The organism is Enhygromyxa salina (assembly GCF_002994615.1).
GTDB classification, from domain to species: domain Bacteria; phylum Myxococcota_A; class Polyangia; order Nannocystales; family Nannocystaceae; genus Plesiocystis; species Plesiocystis salina_A.
Window position 1 is genome coordinate 21,810 of record NZ_PVNK01000001.1, and the last position, 19,593, is coordinate 41,402.

8 protein-coding genes are annotated in these 19,593 nt (G+C 70.4%); 6 read left to right on the forward strand and 2 right to left on the reverse strand.

The genetic code is table 11. The features are described 5' to 3' along the window. Positions 1–31 precede the first annotated feature (31 nt). Positions 32–1,807 (forward strand): fatty acyl-AMP ligase, encoded by a 1,776-nt coding sequence (locus tag ENSA5_RS00090; RefSeq protein WP_106389506.1) that lies wholly within the window; start codon positions 32–34, stop codon positions 1,805–1,807. A gap of 26 nt (positions 1,808–1,833) precedes the next feature. On the opposite strand, the gene ENSA5_RS00095 is transcribed toward ENSA5_RS00090, so the two are convergent. Next, complete coding sequence (locus ENSA5_RS00095; protein ID WP_258182675.1) at positions 1,834–2,826, reverse strand: mechanosensitive ion channel family protein; 993 nt, start codon at positions 2,824–2,826, stop codon at positions 1,834–1,836. 11 nt (positions 2,827–2,837) lie between these two features. Continuing rightward, positions 2,838–6,677, reverse strand: a complete 3,840-nt coding sequence (locus tag ENSA5_RS00100) for an AAA family ATPase (protein WP_106389507.1) — start codon at positions 6,675–6,677, stop codon at positions 2,838–2,840. Between the two features lie 145 nt (positions 6,678–6,822). Between ENSA5_RS00100 and ENSA5_RS36750 the strand changes: the two genes are divergently transcribed. From ENSA5_RS36750 to ENSA5_RS00125, 5 genes are all read left to right on the forward strand, one after another. Beyond that, a complete protein-coding gene (locus ENSA5_RS36750; RefSeq protein ID WP_106389508.1) occupies positions 6,823–13,029 on the forward strand; it encodes a translocation/assembly module TamB domain-containing protein in 6,207 nt (2,068 codons plus the stop codon). Between the two features lie 345 nt (positions 13,030–13,374). Next, entirely contained in the window at positions 13,375–17,364 is a 3,990-nt protein-coding gene (locus tag ENSA5_RS00115; RefSeq protein WP_181197083.1) for a POTRA domain-containing protein, read from the forward strand. A 313-nt stretch (positions 17,365–17,677) separates the two neighbouring features. Next, a complete protein-coding gene (locus tag ENSA5_RS35415) occupies positions 17,678–17,944 on the forward strand; it encodes a hypothetical protein (RefSeq protein ID WP_146155149.1) in 267 nt (88 codons plus the stop codon). A gap of 58 nt (positions 17,945–18,002) precedes the next feature. After that, a complete protein-coding gene (locus ENSA5_RS00120) occupies positions 18,003–18,218 on the forward strand; it encodes a hypothetical protein (RefSeq protein WP_106389510.1) in 216 nt (71 codons plus the stop codon). Positions 18,219–18,243: 25 nt separating this feature from the next. Beyond that, entirely contained in the window at positions 18,244–19,515 is a 1,272-nt protein-coding gene (locus ENSA5_RS00125; protein WP_106389518.1) for a myxococcus cysteine-rich repeat containing protein, read from the forward strand. The last annotated feature ends 78 nt before the right edge of the window (positions 19,516–19,593 follow it).

Sequence of the window (19,593 nt, forward strand, 5' to 3'; positions counted from 1 at the left end):
CCTCGCATGCGCGCTGTCAAAACCTGCCACGATGGAGATCAGCGAGACCGAAGGCCCCACCTCGCTCGTCGACGTGCTCCGTGCCCGCGCCCGCGCCCACGGTGAGCGCCCGCTCTACCAGCAGATCGTCGATCAGGCCGTCGTCGCAACGCTGAGCTACGCCGAGGCCGACCGCCGCGCCCGCGCGATCGCGGCGCGCCTGCGCGAGCACGCCGAGCCCGGCGACCGCGCCCTGCTCTTGTACCCCTTTGGGCTCGAGTACCCGGCCATGTTCCTCGCTTGCCTCTACGCCGGGCTGGTCGCGGTCCCGGCCTTTCCGCCCGACAAGCAGCGCGCGGTCAAGACCATGCCGCGGGTCTCGGCGATCATTCGTGACGCCGACGCGCGCCTGATCCTGACCACGGCCGAGCTCGCGCCGACCGTCGAATTTGCCCGGGCCGAGGCCCGCGATCCCGAGGCCCTGAAGATCCTCGCAACCGACGAGCTCGAGACCACCGAGGCGGACGCCCAGCGCTGGGCTCGACCGAGCGGGCTCGAAGATCTGATCGCCTTCTTGCAGTACACCTCGGGCTCGACGGGCACCCCGAGGGGCGTGATGATCGGCCACGACAACCTCCTGGCCCACCAGCGCCTCGCGCACGAGAAATTTGCCCAGCCCGAGGGCGCGCGGACCGTCAGCTGGCTGCCCTTCTACCACGACATGGGCCTGATCGGCTCGCTGCTGTACCCCCTCTACCACGGCGGCACGACCCTGCTGATGTCGCCGATCGCGTTCCTGCGCCGCCCGCTGTCGTGGCTCGAGACCATCTCGACCTTCGGCGCCCGGGTCAGCACCGGGCCCAACTTCGCCTACGACCTGTGCGTCGAGCGAGCGCGCGACGAGGACCTCGCCAAGCTCGATCTGTCGAGCTGGCGGCTCACGGTCTCGGGCGCCGAGCCCCTGCGCGCCGCGACCCTCGAGCGCTTCAACGCCCGCTTCGCCGCCTGCGGCTTTGCGCCCGAGACCTTCATGCCCTGCTTCGGCATGGCCGAGGCCACGCTGATGGTCAGCGGCTGGCCGCTCGAGCTCGCGCCCAAGACCGTGTGGTTCGACAAGCGCGCGCTGTGGGCCGGCCGGGCCGAGCCCGTCGACGCTCAGGCCCTAGCCCCGAGCGAGCTCGAGCTGTGCGCGAGGCCCTTCGTCTCCTGCGGCACGCCGATGCGCGAGCACCAGATCGCGATCGTCGATCCGGACACCCGCCAGCGCCAGCAAGAGGGCCGCGAGGGCGAGATCTGGCTGCGCGGGCCCTCGGTCGGCCGCGGCTACTGGGGCGACGCTGACACGACCCGCGAGCGCTTCGCCGCGACGATCGTCGGCGAAGATCCCGCGATCCAGTGGTTCCGGACCGCCGACACCGGCTTCGTGGTCGACGGCGAGCTGTTCGGCAGCGGGCGCCTCGCGGATCTCATCGTCGTCGACGGCCGCAGCCACCAGCCCCACGACATCGAGCGCAGCGTGGCCGAGGGTCCGGACGCGCTCGTGCGCGAGTGCGTGGCCTTCGTGACCGAGGCCGAGGCCGACGGCGACCGGCAGGTGTGCCTGGCCGCGACCGGGCGCCGGACCATGGCCGAAGCCAAGCGCGTCGCCCTGTGCGAGCAGATCTTCGCCCGGGTCCGCGACGAGCACGACATCGAGCTCGACCGGGTGATCCTGATCCCCCAGCGCAGCGTGGCCAAGACCACGAGCGGCAAGCTGCGGCGCTTTCGCTACCGCGACGCGCTGCGCGACGGCGAGCTCGACATCCTGTCCGAGCTGTCCCCTTCCTGACCCGAGTCGGTCGCGCGCTCGACCGCTCAGCTCGGGGGCGCCGCGGACCCGGGCTTGCGGACCAGGGGATCGAGCTGACGGTGGAGCACGGCCGGCGGCATGATCGAGTGCTCGCGGAACGCCCCGAGCACGCGCAGGTTGACGTCGGTCTCGAACGCTTTTTCGTACTTGGTGTCGAGCACGTAGCTCTTGAGCCGGAGGCGCACGGCCACGTAGCTGTCGGCGATGACCTGGCTGACGAGGACCACGACCGGCTTGGGCAGGTAGACGTAGCGGCTCGTGACCGCGGCCTCGTTGACGATGCTGCGCGCCCGCCCGACGTCCTGATCCACGCCGATGTGGAAGTCCATGACCACCTGCATGTCGAGGGCGCCGTAGTTGCCGTTGGAGGTGATGTCGTTGATGAACTTGTTGTTGGGGATCGTGACGGTGTTGTCGTCGAGGGTCTGGACCCGGACCGAGCGCAGGCCGATCGCGGTGACGTCGCCGTACTGCCCGCCGAAGCTGATGCGGTCGCCGACCTGAAACGGACGGTCGACCATGATCATGATCCCGGCGATGAACGAGGCCACGACGTCCTTGACCGCGAAGCCGACCGAGACCGCGACCGTGCCGCCGATGATCGCGAGCACGCCGGCGTCGAGGCGGAAGCTCAGGAGCACGACGGCCGCGCCCGTCCCCACGTAGACGATAAACTGGAAGATCGTCGCGATCTTCTGGAGCAGCAGCCGGCGGTTGGCGAACTGCCGGCTGAGCCGCTCGACCAGGTCGCGGACGAAGCGGATCGCCATCCACGCGCCCAGGATCACGACGATCGAGGTCAAGACCCCGCTCCACCGGATCATCGACGCGAACTGGCCCATGACGGCGGCGTCGGGGGTCCCGAGGGCCTCCTCGGGGTTGGCGAAGGCCAGGCCCGGGCGCAACACACCGACCACCAGCGCGGCGAGCCCAGCCAGGCCCGTCTTGCGAGCCCTACAAAAAGTGGCGGTCGTGCTGCGCATCTCGAGAGTCTCCATCAGCATCCTCGCTAAATCCCCAGCAAGTGCTGGCGCCGGAGCATGTCGGTGATCGCTCGGTACCAGTGCCAGGTCACGCGGTAGCGGTCGGCCTGAACCCCGACCCGGTCGACCCAGCCCCGCGCGAGCGCGAAGCGCAGGGCGTCGGCGACGTCCGCGGGCGGCAGCTGGGTGCACGCGACCAGATCCGAGGGCGACGCGACCCCGAGCTGCACGACCCCGCGCAACACGAAGTGCAGGGTCGGGCCGACCTCGTCGAGGTCCGCCGCCGCGGGCTCTTGAAACAGCCGGACCATGGTCTTCTCCGCGCCTTCGGCCGAGGGCACGACAAACAGTGACTTGCGCCAAAAGTGGAGGGCGACGGCCGGGTTGCCCTTCGCGTGGTCCCACAAGATCCGATAAAAGCCCATCTCCGCCCGCTGCTGCTCGCTGACCTGGAGCCCGACCTCGAGGCTGTCGCCGACCGTCGCAACGTCGAACTGCCGCGGGATCACGATCTCATCGAAGTTGGGGGTGATCTGGGCGGCGGCGCTGCGCTCGCGGATCAGCTCACCGATCTGTTGCTCGTTCCAACGCGGCAGCGTCACGACCTGATCGAAGAACACCCGGTCACCGCGGGCCCGCGACACGTACTGCCACGCCGCGGTGCCAATGCTCGCTATCCACGAGGCGTCGCCGCTGACCTCGCGGGCGAAGTCGGCGAAGCGATCGAGGCCCTCGAGCCCGCCGATCGCGGGTCGCACGAGGCGGTGGGCGTCGTCGATCAGGAACACCAGCGGGGTCTGCTTCGACAGCGCGGTGACGATGTCGTCGGGCGGCGTGCTCCGCGGCAGCCCGACCGACTCCGCGATCGCGCGCTGGAGCTGGCGGAAGCCGCCGGGCGGGCACTGGATCTGGCGTACGGTCAGCCGACCAAACTCTTCGTGACGCTCGCCCGACGCGGCGCTCGCCTTCTCGGCCTCGTGACCGTCGTGCTCGTAGTTCTCGGCCTCGGCCTCGAGCGCGCGCGCGAGCCGACACAAGAAGGTGGTCTTGCCCGATCCGCGCTCGCCGATGACCGCGCTGAGCGTGCCGCGGTGGCGGACCTTGAGGGTGATGATCTCGTCGAGCTTGTCGGCTGCGATCGCCGCCATCGCGGGGCTGAGTGACTCGACGTCGGGGATCATCCCCGGGTCGAACTTGGCGTAGTCGTCGGCGTGCAGCGGGACCACGGGCTGCTCGTCCTCGCGCCGCGCGTTGGCCTGGCGCGCGACCTCGCGCCGAAACATCCACGCGAGCAGCCGCCGCGTGGTCTCGAGCGCCGTGGCCCGCCGCAGCAGCCAGCGGGCGAGGCCACGGACGAACAGGTAGCCGCCGGCGATCGCCGCCGCCGGGAAGCTCGCCCAGCCCTCGGTGTTGGCCCGGATCCAGCGGACCAGGGCGTTGTCGGGGATCTCCGGGTCGTCCTGGATCCGGCGAAACGCGTGCTCGCGCCACCACCGGATCAGGACGAGCAAGATCGGGATCGCGGCGAGCCACACGAGGCTGCGCACCCACTTGTGGATCCCGCCTTGGCCGACGGTCTCCTCGGTCAGCGACAAGACGAGCCCGGTGAGCACGACGGCCAGCCCGACCAGCCGCAGCGAGCGAATCCGCAGCTGCGCGGTCGCGGTCGTGCCCCGGCCGTGGACCAGGCTCTCGTGGGCCGCGACCGCGTCGACGAGCAGGATCACCGTCGAGCCGACCAGCAGCCACAGGATCACGAGCCAGACGATCTCGAGCTCGAGGACGTCCGCGTCGGCCAGGACCACGCGGAACACCACGCCGAGCATCAAGAGCAGCTCGACGGGCCGACGGATGCGCTCGACGTACCAGACGCTCAGCGCGATCAGAGAATTGATCCGGCGATCGCCACGCTCGCGGCTGAGGAAGCCGTCTCGAATGCGCGCGAGGGTCGCCTCGGCCCGCTTGCGCCAGTAGCGAAACAGCAGGAGCAAGAACGCGAGCTTGAGGGTCGCGAAGACGAGCGGCAGCGGCGAGCTCTCGAGTCGCTCGATCAGGCCCCGACCGATGCGCGGCAGCGCCAACACGCGGTAGCGCAGCTCGAGCCCGATCTGATCGATCTCGCGCTTGACCTGCTCGACCCCGTCGGAGCCGAACCCGGTCATGCGCTTGCGCAGCTCGTCGCTCGACAGGTCGAGGAGCGTGAGCCGGGCGCGGTTGAGCATCACGATGTCGTCGCGGCCGCTGTCGGCCGCCGCCCACACGACCTCGCGCTCGAGCTCGCGCAGGGTCGCCTCCGACTGCTCGAGCTCGGTCCGCAGCGCGCTGAGATCGCTGCGATCGACGTCCTGCGGGAGCCCGGCGAGGGGCTCTCCGACCGGCTCGACCCCGGTCTCGTTGGCCGCGATCGTCGTGAGCGTCTCGCGCAGACCGTCGCGCGCATGGGCGAGGGCCGCGCGGAGATCCGTGTACATCCCGTCGGCCTCGCCCTCGCGCGCGGAGCTGGGCAGCGCAGCGGCCAGCTCCGCGACCTTGCGGTCCCACTCCAGCGCGATCTCGTGGGCCGCGAGCGTGTCCTTTTTGCGCCTGGCGACCTCGACCTCGTAGAGCGCGTGGGCCTCTTTGACGCCGAGCAGCCGCGCGCGCTCCTCCGCGATTCGGCGCAGGGCCTCGGACCGCGCCTGGACGGCCGCGGCCTCGGCCTGCTCGCGCTCCCGCTTGGCCATCGCCGCCTTGTCCTCGGCCTCGGTCAGCTCCTCCTCGACCTGGGTGACGATCTCGGCGTCGGCCTCGAGCTGCTCGGCGGCGGCGGCGAGGGTCTTGGCCTCGCGCTGGCGCTCGGCGTGGCGCTCGAGCACGGCCTCGCGCTCGTCGCCGCTGAGGGCCAAGAAGCGCAGGCGCTGGGTGTCGAGCGCGGCCTCGGCGGCGGCCAGCTCGGCCACGAGCTCGGCGTCGAGCCCCTCGGGCCCGGGCGCTTGCCCCTCGGCCGCCGGCTGCGCCTCGGCTTCGGTCTCGCTTGGCTCCACTTGCGGTCCCGACTCCCCGCCGGAGGGGATCTCGTCGGGGCCGGCCTCGCTCGGCTCGGGGGCCGCGTCCCCCGCGAGCGCCCGCGCGAGCCGTGCGTCGGCGACGAACCCGTCGACCGCGCTCAAGTCCACGCGCAGCAGGGGCGCCGGATCAACGGAGACGTCGAGCTCGCCCGCGATCAACTCCGAGAGCTGCCGCGCCTCCGCGCTGAGCTGTTCGAGTCGCGCGCGGGCGCGGGCGTCGGCCTCGCGCTGGCTCGCGATCTTCGCCTTGCGCTCGCGATGCTCGGCGAGGACCTGCTCGCGCCGCTCGGCCGGCAAGGTCAGGAAGGTCCAGTAGGCCAGCGCGAGCTCGGACCTCGCCCGGGTCAGGGGATCGGCCTCGGGCCCGGCGACGGCGGGCGGAGGCGGCAGCTCGACGTCCTCAGCGTCCTCGAGCTGGCGCTTGGCCTTGTTGGCCTTGTTGGCCTTGCGCGCGGCGGCCTCGGCTTGCTGCTTGGCCCGCTCGAGCGTGGCCACCCGCGTGGCGTGGATCGACGCGAGCAGGCCGCGGAGCTCATCGCCCCCGGATCCGAGCTCGGCGTCGACCAGGCTGACCGTGAACAGCTCCGCCACGTCGACCCCTGGATCGAGCTCGCCGGCGATCAAGTCGGTGATCTGCTGGGCCCGCTCGCTAATTCGCGCGACCGCGCGCTCGTCAAGCTCCTCGCCCTCCGGGCTCGACGCCGGCGGCTGCCTCTGTGCGCTGGTCCCGGACTCCCCTTCGGCCTCGCGCTCGGGCGGCGCGGCGCTGCCGGTCGCGGCCCACGAGCAGATCAGCGCCCAGGCCAGCAGCGTCAGCATCCAGCCGCGACCACTAAACCTCGACGGTCGGGGTTGGACAGTCGGTCGTTGACCCATGCGCGGGCATTGTATGGCACCGGTCCCAGGCCGATACCAGCGGGGCTCGTAGGATTCCGCCGAGCTGCTAGTCTCAGCCCCGGCACCCGTGACCGACTCGACCACGACCGAGAGCTGGCAGGCCGAGGCCGATCTGCTCGCGGACGGCCGCGAGGTCCTCGAGCGGCAGTGCGCGACGACCCGCTATCGCCACCTGTTCCCGACCGGGCCGAACATGGCGCTGCTGTTTCGGGCCTACCAGGAGCTCGACCGCTGGCGCACGGTTCATCGCCGCTCGCCCGCGGATCCCCGCACCCGCCGGGGCGACCGTCGACGCTTCCACCGGCTGCTCAAGCGGCTCGTTCGCGCGGACGCGATCGCCCGGGACCGACGCCTGCTGTGGCACTACCCCCTGCCCCGTCCACGTCGCCTCCGCTCCCGCCCGCCCGAGCTCGTCCTCGAGGCCCTCCACGAGATCGACGCCGACACCCGCCGCGACATCGCCGCGATCGTTCACGGCCGCGACCTGCCCGAACCGAGCGGCGTGACGGCGGCGAGCTCGATGGCCGCGACCAGCCGGGTGGACGGGCGCACCCACCGCGGGCTCGAGCAATTTCGTGACGCGCTGATCAACGCCGCCCTCGCCCACCCCAAGCAGATCCCCCGGCTCCACCCCCAGTACCTCCAGTTCATGGCCTCGCCGCAGCCGGTTCGGCGCAAGCATCCGATCGCCACGATGCTGCTCGTCAAGCTCCCGCTGCAGCTGCTGATGATCCTGGTCCTGCTGTTCAACGTCGCCTACCTCGGGGCCTACCACTTCTTCAATGACGAGCGCCTCGCCGAGTTCTTGACCGACAAGATCGGCGGGCTGCTCGACGGGCAGATCGCGTTCGGCAAGCTCCACTGGAGCCCGATGCTGATCGTCGATCTGGTCACGGGCCGGCCCCACACCCTCCACGGCTACGACGTCGAGGTCTGGGAGCCCTACAAGGTCGACGGGGTCGAAAAGTCCAAGCGCACGGCCTACGCCGAGCACGTCGAGGTCGAGCTGGTCATCCACGAGATCATCCCGTGGAACCGCCTCGGCATCCCGGAGCTGCTCGAGATCCCCTGGGTCCTGCACTTCGAAGAGATCCAAAACCACGGCGAGCTGTGGGTCGACGTCCGCGCCTACCAAAATCCCCACCGCGACGGCGAGTGGATGCTGAGCCTGATCAACGCCTTCGACACCTACGTCGACCTCGAGGCGCCCGCCGAGCTCAAGAAGCTGTCCTACCAGATCGACCGCGGCCACCTCGACGGCCTCGTGCTGACCCTCGACCTCGAGCAGCGCGCCGGCTGGGCCACGCGGCTCGAGTTCGACGAGATCGAGGTCGGCCTCGACTTCGAGGGCTGGGCGCCGGCCGAGTACGCCGACATGCCCGAGGCCAAGCCCGAGACCTTGCCGCTGCGCTACGAGGTCTCGGCCCGGGGCGGCCGCGGGGACTTCGTGATCGCCAACATCCACGACGGCCCGATCCCGATCGGCGAGCTCGGCGAGCTCGAGATCGCGTCGGGCATGAACTACCGACCGATCGGCGACCTGTGGATGCGCGGCGAGGCCGAGCTCGGGGGCTCGCCGAGCGCGTTCGAGGGCCGGCTGCTCGACCCCTTCGGCGATCTTCGCTTCGACTTCTCGCTTGGGACCACCGACCTCGGGCCGATCGCCGAGCTGCTGCTCCCGCCCAAGGCGGACGAGGCCGGCCGGATGCGGACCTTGGTCGCGGCCCAAGGCTCCCCCGCGAGCCTCAAGGCCACGGGCCCGGCCGACGACGTCGTGCTCCAGGCCGTCGGCCAGAACCTGACCCTCGATCTCTTCCCCGAGCCCGCGTGGGCCCTCGACGACGTCGACGTGTCGCTGTTCTTGGCCCGCGACCCGCGCCCCGACATCTGGCCCGAGCTCCCCACGACCCCGGCCGCAGCCGTCGGTGGTGCCGACGCAGAGGAGCCCGACGACGGCCAGCGCTGGATCGTCTCGCTCGACACCCTCCGGGGCTCCGCGCTCGACGGGAGCGTTCGCCTCCACCGGCGCTCGGGCGAGGACCACATCGTGCTCCCGGCCGACGACGAGCCCTGGCTGGTCTCGCTCTACCTCGATCTGATCGACGTCGACCTCGGCCAGCTCGCGCCCTCGGACCCCGATCTCGGCGGGCTGCTCGCCGGCAGCACCAGCGGCGGGCTGCAGATCCACCAGGTCGTGCTCGGTGCGGAGGGCCTCGACCACGCCGAGGCCGAGCTCCAGAGCGTGGCCATCACCCGCGACCACGGCCCGGCCGACGACCACCTCCCGCGCAACATCCGGGCCGACGGCGAGGTCATCTGGGACGCCGAGGACGGCGTTGATCTGCGCGGCCTCAGGATCGGCGTCGACGGCGGGCAGCTGCGGATCAGCGGCGCCCTCGACCCCGAGTTCGAGCAGCTCGCTCCCACGACCGCGAGCGTCCGGGTCGACAACGGCGAGGCCTTCCTGCGCGCGTTCGGCTTGCCGCGCTGGTTCGACAGCCTCGCGGCCGATTTCTCCGCCAGCGGCCCGCTCAGCAACCCGCACGGCGCGGGCCGGCTCGACGTCGCCGGCGCCGGCTCCGGGGCCCTGGCCGTCGACGACATCCACGACGCCGCGCTCGAGTTCCGGCGCGGGACCCTGTCACTGACCAGCCCCAACGTCGAGATGCTCGGCGGCCGCGGCCCGCTGTCGGCCGACCTCGTGCTGCTCGGCCCCAAGGGCAAGCCCCTCGCCGACCCCAAGCTGCGCGTCGCCCTGCGCCTCGAAGACATCAACCGCCCCGACATCCTCGGCAGCGGGATCGGGGCCCAGCGAGCGACGATCAAGCTCGACCTCGACGACGGCAGCGCGGACCACCGCCCGGTCGCGGTCTCGAGCCTCCAGGCCCGGGGCAGCGCCTACGCCGAGACCCTGACCCTCGCCGATGTCGACTACCGCGACGCCGAGGCCAAGTTCGCGTTCACCCGCGAGGGCATCGACATCGAGCGCCTCAACCTCGACTACCACCGCCCGGTCAGCCCTGCGCTGGACCGTCGCGCCAGCGTGCCGGTCGGGACCGTCAGGGTCACGGGCAACGTCGGCTTCGACGAGGATCCGCGCCTCGATCTCGTCGTCCGGGCGACCAACCTGCCGCTGTCGGCGATCTCCAAGTCGCTCGACGCCGATCTTCCGGTCCGGGGCAAGATCGCGCACGGCAGCAAGCTCGACGTCAGCGGCAGCCTCCGGCGGCCCGACATTCAGGGCCAGCTCGTGCTCGCGCAGCTCGGCGCGGCCGGCATCCCCCTCGGCGGCGGCGTGCTCCAATTCAAGAGCTCCGACGTGCCCTACCAGGCCGCCGAGCCCGAGCGCGCGGCGACCAACGCCCACCGCCAGATCAAGATCGAGGGTGACCTGACCGCCGCGCTCTTCGCGACCGCCGACGGCGTCGCCTCGTTCGACCGCGACGGTCGCCGCTTGCGGATCAAGCCCGACGACGGCAGCGAGGTCCACGAGCTCGTCGTGCCCGCGACGCGCACCCCGCAGGTCCGCGAGGGGGAGCACGTGCGCGCGGGCGAGCGCCTGGTCGACCCGCCCAAAGAGGCCGGGCGCGAGGGCGAGCTCGACTGGCGGATCGACGCGACCGTCGCCTTCGGTGGCGGGTCCGACAACCCGATCGAGGCCGCCGTCGACCTCAGCTTCTCGACCTTGCCCCTCGACACGCTCCTCGCCCACCCGAGCCGCGAGCAGTGGGCCGAGCAGATCGTCGGCGGGCTCCACGGCCTCGCGGTCGCGGCCCGCTACTGCCCGAGCCACGAGGGCGATCAGAGCCCGCTGCTCTCGGCCTGCGCCAAGCTCGACCCCGAAGACCCCCGCCCCCTCGCCGGCGAGGCCGTGCGCATCGATCTCGGGCTCGCGCAGCTGTGGTACCGGGGCCGGCGCGAGGGCGGGGCCGTGAGCGGCGGCGATCCGTGCATGGATCGCGACACGACCTGCTCGATCAACTCCCTGAGCGCGCGCCTCGACGGCAGCGTCTTGACCCTGGCCGAGCCCTGGCGGGTCCGCAGCGGCGGCAAGCAGGGGCCCGAGCTGATCGTCGACGGCAGCTTCGATCTCGCGGGCGACGAGCTCGCAACGGGCGCGGGGTCAGAGCCCGAGCTCGGCTCCGTGCGCTCGGATCCGCCCGAGCAGTCGCCCCACCGCTGCGTGCCCGGTGTGCCCGACAACGCCAGCCTCCCGCCGGGCACCAGCGCCGCGACGATCGCAGGCGGCCTCGACTTCAGCGCGATCGCGCCCTTCCTCGGCTCGCTCGGGGTCGACAGCCCGGTCGGCCACTTCGACATCGGCCTCGACGTCAGCGGCGTCATCACCCAGCCAACGGTGACCGGCTTCATCCGCCTGCCCAAAGACGAGCCGCTCGAGCTCAGCCTCGCCGACGACGAGCTCGACGAGCGCGGCCGCCAACGCTCGCGGCCGCTCCCGATCGAGGTCTCGCAGCTCGACCTGCGCATGGCCGGGGGCACGGTCTACCTCGACGGCGCGGTCGAGCTCTACGACGAGCTCCTGCGCTTCGGCGAGATCAACAACCGCCCGAGCTTCCTCGATCTCGCCGGGCCCTGCAGCGGCCGGTTCGGGCTCTCGGCCGCGGGCAGCATCGACGGCGCGCTGATCCGCCGCCTCGTCCCCGATCTCGTCGAGAGCTCCGGCGGCGCGATCGAGCTGCGCGACTTTCATGCCGCTGGCGACCTCGCCCGGCTCGGAGGCGACGACAGCTCGGGCGACGACCACGAGCAGCCCGACGCCTTCGCCGAGCCCGACGATCCCTTCGCCTTCACACCCGCCGATCCCCTGCTCGACATCCTCTCGGGCACCTTGAGCCTCGACCCCCAGGCGCTCCGTCTGTCCGTCGCCGACATCGGCGAGGTCCTCCTCACCTCCGGCATCGTCGAGCTGCGCCAGTGCACCCCGTCGCGGCCCTGCGGCTCGCCACCGAGCGCGGCCGCCCCCGGCGAGACCGTCTCCCGGCGCAAGCGCGGCGTCACCGTGTCGGTCGCGGGTCGGCGCTCGGCCGGGTCCACGAGCAAGCCCAGCGACGCCCTGACCGTCCGCGTCGGCGACCACGGTCGCGCCGACCTGTGGGGCGAGCTGGTCGTCTCGGATACCTTCGATCGGATCGACAGCGCGACGCTGACCGTCGCGGCCAGCAACTTCCCGCTCGCGCTCGCCGACAACTCGGGGCGGACCGAGCTCGAGGCCACGCTCAGCAGCGATCGGCTCAGCTTCGAGACCGACGGCCTCAACGGCCGGATCAGCGGCGAGATCCTCGTCGATCACTCGACCTGGCTGCGCGACGCTCGCCAGGGCATCGCCGTCCTGTCCTTCGCCGACCCCTACCCCGCGCCGCCCTCGCAGCTGCCCGAGTTCATCCGCAGCCTCGAGCTCGACATGGAGCTGCGGACCGGCGCGCCCTTTCGGATCGACAACAACGTGGCCAACCAGCTCGAGGCCCGGGCCGACCTGCGCCTGAGCGGGACGATCGGCGATCCCGACCTCAGCGGGACGATCGACGTCGAGCGCGGGATCGTCGACATCGACATCCTCGGCGGGGCCTACGACGTCGCGCGCGGGCGCGTGCTCGTCAGCCACAACCTCGCCCAGAGCGCCGTCGACCTGTGGGCCGTCCGCCAAAAGCAGATCAAGATCAACAACCAGCTGCTGACCTTGAACCTCCACCTCAGCGGCACCCTCGACGCGATCCAGTGGGAGTGCACGGCCCCCGGAGACACCTCGGGCGCGCTCTCGACCGCGCGCGGGTGCGTCGACTACCTGATCTTCGACGCCGGCAACACCGACAGCGCGATGTCCGACGTCCGCGACAGCCGCAACAACAACAACAACCTGCTCGGGACCCGCTTCTTGCCCCTCGCCGGGCGCCTCGCGCAGGTCGAGATCAACGAGGTCCTCGCGCGCGAAGTCCCCCGGGTCGAGAATTACCTGCCCTACGTGCGCTTTCGCGTCGACCAGCTCGGGGTCGTGATCGAGGCCGAGACCCGGCCCGAGTGGCTGCGCTGGGGCTGGGGTCGTTTGGGCCTCAACCTCCAGTACACCCGGGGGTATCCTGGCTCGGTCATCCGCGACAGCCGCTCGTTCTCCGGCCGCCTCGAGGTGCTCGAGAACGCCGCGCTCGAGGCGACCTTCGGACTTCGCAACTTCACCAACCGCGTGCTCATCGTCGACCCACCCAACTACCAGTCGATCCAGTATCGACAGCGCGCCGAGATCCCGAGCGCGCGCTGACCGGATCACCGCCCGACGGACATGCCTGGGTTCAAAGTTGCGGGACGGACAGGGCCCGAGCACAGCGAGGGTGTCGGGGCCGCAGGCCCGAGTCGGGAGACGATAAAACCAGTCTCCATGGACCTGTGGGCCCGAGCGCAGCGAGGGTGTCGGGCCGCAGGCCCGAGTCGGGAGACGATAAAACCAGTCTCCATGGACCTGTGGGCCCGAGCGCAGCGAGGGTGTCGGGCCGCAGGCCCGAGTCGGGAGACGGTGAAACCAGTCTCCATGGACCTGTGGGCCCGAGCGCAGCGAGGGTGTCGGGCCGCAGGCCCGAGTCGGGAGACGATAAAACTAGTCCTCACGATGATTGGGCTCTGGGCGCTGCTCCTGATGCCTGCCCGGAGCGTCGCGGCGCCGCCCGAGGACGAGGGCGCGCCAGCGGGTGAGCTCGCCGAGGACCTCGCGCCGGAGTCGAGCCCCGAGACCGCGCCCGAGACCGCGCCGGAGTCGAGCCCCGAGGCCGCACCCGAGGCCGCACCCGACCCCGCGCCGGAGTCGAGCCCCGAGACCGCGCCGGAGTCGAGCCCCGAGACCGCGCCCCGTCCCACACCCAGCCCCGCGCCCGCAGCGGAGGCCGACGGCGCGCCATCGATGCTCCCAGATACCGGCTGCGACCTGCGCAACCCCGGTGATCCCCTCTACCCCGTGGCCCAGGCGCTGTCGCTGATGCGGACCTCGAACCTCGAGCTGCGAAGCTGCAAGCAGGTCGCCGAGACCGGCCGGGGGCGACGGATGATCGAGGCCACGCTGCGCGGCTCGGATCAGAGCCTGCTCTTGTACCGTCTCGAGCGCCTCGCGGCCGACGGCTTCGAGATCTTCTTGACCCCGCTCGCGACCCACGAGGTCCTGATGGCCGCGCGCCCGGCCGTGAGCGGCGGCGGCGTCTACTACGTCGACGTCCAGCAGGTCAGCCTCTACGGCACCTTCGTGGCCGGCGACGATCGCAACCGGGTCGAGACGATCATCGGCCTGCGCCAGGGCGACTTCTATCCCTTCGAGTACGCCGCGCGCCTCGCCGAGCTCGGCTACCGGGCCGAGTTCTACCCCGTCGCCAAGGGCGAGGTCGTGATCGAGGTCCGCCCGGGTCGCTCGATCCGACGGGTCCGGATCCGCGGTCACCTCCCCCTGGCCAAGCGCGACATCCTCCGCCAGCTCAGCATCGACGCCCAGCCCGGGGCCCTCGCTCGCGGTCAGTGCGTCGAGCCCAAGCGCCTGCGCGAGGGCGATCCGCCGCCGATCTGCGACGGGCTCGACGTCGCGTGCCTCGAGTGGGAGCGCGACGAGCTCTCGCGCCTCGACCAGTTCATGTTCGACAGCGGCTTCTTCGACGGCAGCTCGCAGCTGGCCCTGGTCTGCGGCCGCGCGGGCGACGAGGCCGATCTCTACGTGTTCCTCGACAAGGGCAAGCCCTACAAGGTCGACCGCCGCCGCGTGACCGTGCGCGACCTCGACGCCGAGCAGGCCGAGGCCGAGGGGCTCGGCGACGGGGAGCCCCTCGAAGATCGTGACCTCCGCTGGATCCGGCGCCAGTTCGTGCCCAAGGTCCTCGGCGTGTTTCGGACCCGGATCACGCGCGAGTTCATGGACCGGGCCAAGCAGCGCGTGATCTCGGCCTACGCCGATCCCAACGCCGGGCTCGGCCGGTTCTGGCGCAGCGAGGCCACGACCCCGCACCCCGAGATCGAGATCGACGTCAGCTACGACGAGCTCGACGCCGAGACCAGCTTCGACAATCACAACATCCCGATCGAGGTCTCGGTCGCCCGCGGGCCCGCGGTCCAGACCGAGTTCAAGCTGGCCCAGGCGTCCAAGCAACGCCGGATCCGCAGCTCGGGCCTGCGCTTCAGCGACGGCCAGCTCCGCAATCAGATCCAGCTGTTCAATCGCCGCGAGCCCGCGAGCGCGAGCGCGGCCCAGCGCGAGGCCGCCAACATCCGCGCCTTCTATCAGAGCCGCGGCTACCTGTTCGCGCGGATCGAGGGCCGCCACCTCGACTTCAAGTCGATGGACAAGCTCCGCTTCGAGATCGCCGAGGGCCCCAAGGTCGAGATCGCCGAGATCTCGATCACCCGCCCGGCCCGGCTCAACACCGACGTCGCCCGGCGGATCGAGCGGGCCTGGAACGGCGAGCGCAACCTGCGAAAGGGCCGCAAGTTCAGCGAGACCGACGCGCTGACCGACATCCAGACCGTGCTCGCGGCCTACAACGCCGAGGGCTACCTGTGCGCCGACGTCTACATCCACCTCGCGTTTTGGCCCGACGCCCTCGATGACCCCACGGCCAGCGATCCTTCTGCGCCCGGGTCTTCGGCGGCCCCGGCCAAGGTCCGGGCCACGCTCCGGACCCAGGATCTGCTCGACAGCGGCGGCGAGGCCAAGTGGATCGAGCAATTCGACGCCGCCGGGCTGGCCGGGGTCCTGACGGCCGAGCGCGCGAAGATCTGGGTCCGTGTCCAGGTCGACCCCGGCCCGCGCCTGGTCACCGCCGCGAGCGAGGACGTCCGCTTCCTCGAGCAGCCGATCCCCTTCTCGCGCAAGATCGAAGATCCGCTGGAGCGCGAGCCCACGCCCGAGGCCCGCGAGCTGGCCGCCGAGATCATCGAGCGCAGCCCGCTTCGCCGCCGCGACCAGACCGAGGCCGGCCTCGTCCCGATCACGCCCAACCTCGACCGCGACGTCCAGCGCTCGATCGTGGACCAGTACCGCAACAGCGGCTACCCGATCTCCGACGCCGAGCTGACCTGGCGCTACACCTCGCCCGGCGGCGTGGCCCTGACCGCCGACACCTCCCGCAACCTGCCCGACACGCGCTTCGGCATCTGCCTCAACCGCGCGTCCGAGAAGCAGGTCGAGGTCGAGCCGATCGTCAACCTCTACGAGGGCAAGGCCGGCGAATTCGGCGAGATCCTGTTTCGCGGCAATTTCAAGACCCGCGAGTGGGTCTTGCGCCGCGAGCTCGAGTTCAAGACCGGCCAGCCCTACGAGCAGCGCCTAGTCGACGCCTCGGCCGCGTCGATCGAGGCCAGCGGCGTGGCCAATTCCGTGGTCATCAGCCCCTACCCCGTCAACTGTCGGTTCGAGGAGCCCGGGGTCTGCCAGGTCCACCAGGTCGTGTCCTTCGAGGAGGCCAAAGACATCGCCGCCTCGATCGACTTCGGCTTTGGCATCGCGACCCTCAACCCCTTCTATCTGTTCGTCAACCCGAGCTTCCCCAACATCGCCGGGACCGGCTGGGACCTCTCGCTCGAGGGGCGCTACGGCTTCAACCTCCAGCAGGCCCTCGAAGACTCGGCCGTGTGCGCCGGGCAAGAGTGCTACGAGCGCCTCGCCGCGGCCACGCTCTCGCGCCCGCACCTGTTCGGCAGCCAGTACGACCTCGACATCAACGGCCGCATCCAGCAGCGCGTGACCCCGGCCCGCGGCAAGATCTTGTCGGTCGTCGGCTCGCTCCGGCTCAGCCGGCGCTTCCGCGAGTGGACCTTCTACGCGGGCTACCTGTTTCAGCTCGCCAACGTCAGCAAGGACATCGTCAAGCCCCTCGCGGGGACCAACGACAGCTGGATCAACCGCGGCGGCGGCGTGGTCTCGGATCTGACCGGCCTCGTCGACACCGGCTTCGTCCTGACCCGGGTCGACAACGCCTTCAACCCCCACGACGGCTTCATCGCGACGATGGACGTCAAGCTCGCCTCACCGTGGCTCGGTGGCGGCGACTGGTGGGCGCGCCTCGATCTGAGCTGGCAGCACTTCATCCCCCTGCCGATCCCCGGCACCCAAGATCGGATCAGCTTCCTCTACAGCCTTCGCTATGGCCACCTGATCCCCTTCACGGGGCCCGGGGCCAGGACCAGCACGGTCCCCGACGTCTGGCGCTACTACGGAGGCGGGACCGCGGATCTCGGCCTGCGCGGGATCCTGCCCGAGACGATGCTCGTCGACGTCGAGGAGGTCGAGCTGCCCTACGGCGGCGTCGTCTATCGGCCGCGCGCCCAAGGTGGCCACATCCGAGCGATCGGCACCCTCGCCCTCCAGGTGACCTCGGTGCCCGACATCTTCGGCGGCGCCCTCGCCCACTCGATCTTCTACGACTTCGGCGTGCTGACCCAGTCTTGGAGCGGGCTCAACCTCGCCCGCGACTTTCGCCACAGCGTCGGCACCAACTTCTTGAAGCTCGACATCGGGATCGTGACGATGGCGATCGGCTACGCGATCTTGCTGCCCGGGCGCTACAACGTCGGGCCGACCGACGACGCCAACGGGCGCTTCATCTTCGACGTCGGCGTGACCTTTTGAGGCTCGCACGATTTTCTATCGGCATTGTGGCGATCGAGATCTGCCAGGCTATCACCCGAGCGTTTGGTCTGGGTTTTTGACCCAAAGACTAGCCCCCGGGGTCGGGGAGCGGGCGCCAGACTACTTCCAAAGACGACTTCCAAAGTAGCAGCCCGGCGGGGCGCGGGGACTCGGCACACCTTGTCCGCGTCCACGAGGGCGCCCTGTCTCTCACCCTCCTGGTCAGAGCCCGAAACACTGGCGCCGGACAGCGCAGGGTCGCGCACCCCTAGCGCTTGAGCGTGGGTGCGGTGGTGGCTAGCTTGCGCGCGTCATGCTCAAATCCACAATCGCACTCATTGTTGTTGCGGCCTGCGCCGCCCCCACGCCAGGCATTAGTCCGCCGCCTAGCCCAGATGATCGGCCCAGCGAGGTCACGGAGGAGGATCAACACTTCTGCTGTGGCAGCGTCGACCCCAGCACCATGAGCGGAGAGGACTGCATCCCGATCGGCCCGTCCCATGTCGGCGGCTGCGGCAAGGTTCTCTACTGCTCGGACTCGTACACCAACGACGAAGGAACCGTCACCTGCGCCACCTGATCCAGCCCGGGAGGGGGGAACGCTGGAGACGGCGTTGTCAGCTCGAGCGAGCAGTGCGATGGCCGAGCGCGCGAAGATCTGGGTCCGTGTCCAGGTCGACCCCGGGCCGCGCCTGGTCACCGCCGCGAGCGAGGACGTCCGCTTCCTCGAGCAGCCGATCCCCTTCTCGCGCAAGATCGAAGATCCGCCCGAGCCCGAGCCCGAGCCCGAGGCCCGCGAGCAGGCCGCCGAGATCAGAGACGAACTGAGCTGCACTTCGTGCGCGTGGTCGTAGGTAGGCGTGGGGCTAGCCTCCGTTGATGCGTCGCAGCTCCCTTGTGGCCCCCGCGGGCTTGGCTCTCGTCGCCTGCGGCGCTGAGCTGACGACGCCCCCGCCCGCTTGTGGAGACGGCGTCGTCAGCTCGCTCGAGCAGTGCGATGACGCCAACGTCGAAGACGGCGACGGGTGCAGCGCGACCTGTGAGCTGGAGCCGGTGCTCACGCCTGTGTGCGTGGACCTCCTGGAGGCGAACAGGGTGTCGGCCTCTGGCTTGCTAGCGACCACCGATGGTCGCCTGCTGCTCAGCGGCTCGATCGCCACGCAGGGGTTGGTCTCGCACGGTTGGGTCGGCGCGTTTGACACCAACGGCGAACAGCTGTGGTCACTCGACCTCGAGGACGAGCACTACGTGCACTCCATGATCCCCCGCGGCGACGGCGTGGCAGCGGTCTACCGCACACTCGGGGAGCCGTCGAGGATCATCGACATCGACGCCACCGGAAACGTGACCGGCTCCGTCACGCTCGTGGATGTCCACGGTCACACGCAGCCGTCTACCGACATCCTGGACACCGACCATGGCGTGCTGCTCGCCGGTGGCGGCGGCGGCGACATGAGGCTCGCTCGGCTGGGACCCGGCGGTGAGTTCGAGACCCTCATGCTCGAAGACTACGCAGGGTTCGCCGACCATTTCAACGAGCTCGAGCGTCACGGTGATCGCATCGGGGCGATGGCCACGATCGGCGTCGCCAACCACGGCGACCCGATTGACTTCGATATCGTCACTCTCGACATTCAGGGCGTCATGCTCCTCGAGTACGACGAGCAAGGTGTAGAGCTACACCGGACCGTGATTACGGGCGATGACGAACACCACTCGCTCACCGGGTTCCGCCTGGGCGTCACGCAGGACGGCACCTGGATCATCACCGGCTCGAGCAAACACTTGCCCAATCTCGGCCTGGGGACCCTCGGGTGGGCTGCGGCTGTGCGCGATGGTGAACTTCTGTGGAGCCTGGAGACACCAGGCTCGGGTGGCGAAGCGGAGCCCTATGGTTTCCTGTCTGCGATCGGTGCTGGGGATGACAGCGTGCTGGTTGCGGGCAGGCTCCACACGAATGTCGGCGTTCGGCGCTGGGCGATGCTGCTGTCGCCCGACAGCGGCGATGTGATCTGGGAGCAAACGGGTGCGGGTAGCGACTACGAACGCTACATGACGGCGAGCACCTCCGGAGATGGCCCACTGTGGCTCTCTGGAAACACGGAGCGCTCGGAGAGTGTGAAGACATGGGTGTGCAGCGTGGAACTTTGAAGTACGTTGGCGTGGCTGTGATCGCGTCCGCTGTGCTCGCCCCAGGGCAGGCAGCGGCATACTGCCTGTATCCGGACT

What these genes read in the sequence shown, in the direction of transcription:
- ENSA5_RS00090 (WP_106389506.1), top strand. Translation starts at nt 32, where the DNA reads ATGGAGATCAGCGAGACCGAAGGCCCCACCTCGCTCGTCGACGTGCTC.
- ENSA5_RS00095 (WP_258182675.1), bottom strand. Translation starts at nt 2,826, where the DNA reads ATGGAGACTCTCGAGATGCGCAGCACGACCGCCACTTTTTGTAGGGCT.
- ENSA5_RS00100 (WP_106389507.1), bottom strand. Translation starts at nt 6,677, where the DNA reads ATGCTGACGCTGCTGGCCTGGGCGCTGATCTGCTCGTGGGCCGCGACC.
- ENSA5_RS00115 (WP_181197083.1), top strand. Translation starts at nt 13,375, where the DNA reads ATGATTGGGCTCTGGGCGCTGCTCCTGATGCCTGCCCGGAGCGTCGCG.
- ENSA5_RS35415 (WP_146155149.1), top strand. Translation starts at nt 17,678, where the DNA reads ATGCTCAAATCCACAATCGCACTCATTGTTGTTGCGGCCTGCGCCGCC.
- ENSA5_RS00120 (WP_106389510.1), top strand. Translation starts at nt 18,003, where the DNA reads ATGGCCGAGCGCGCGAAGATCTGGGTCCGTGTCCAGGTCGACCCCGGG.
- ENSA5_RS00125 (WP_106389518.1), top strand. Translation starts at nt 18,244, where the DNA reads ATGCGTCGCAGCTCCCTTGTGGCCCCCGCGGGCTTGGCTCTCGTCGCC.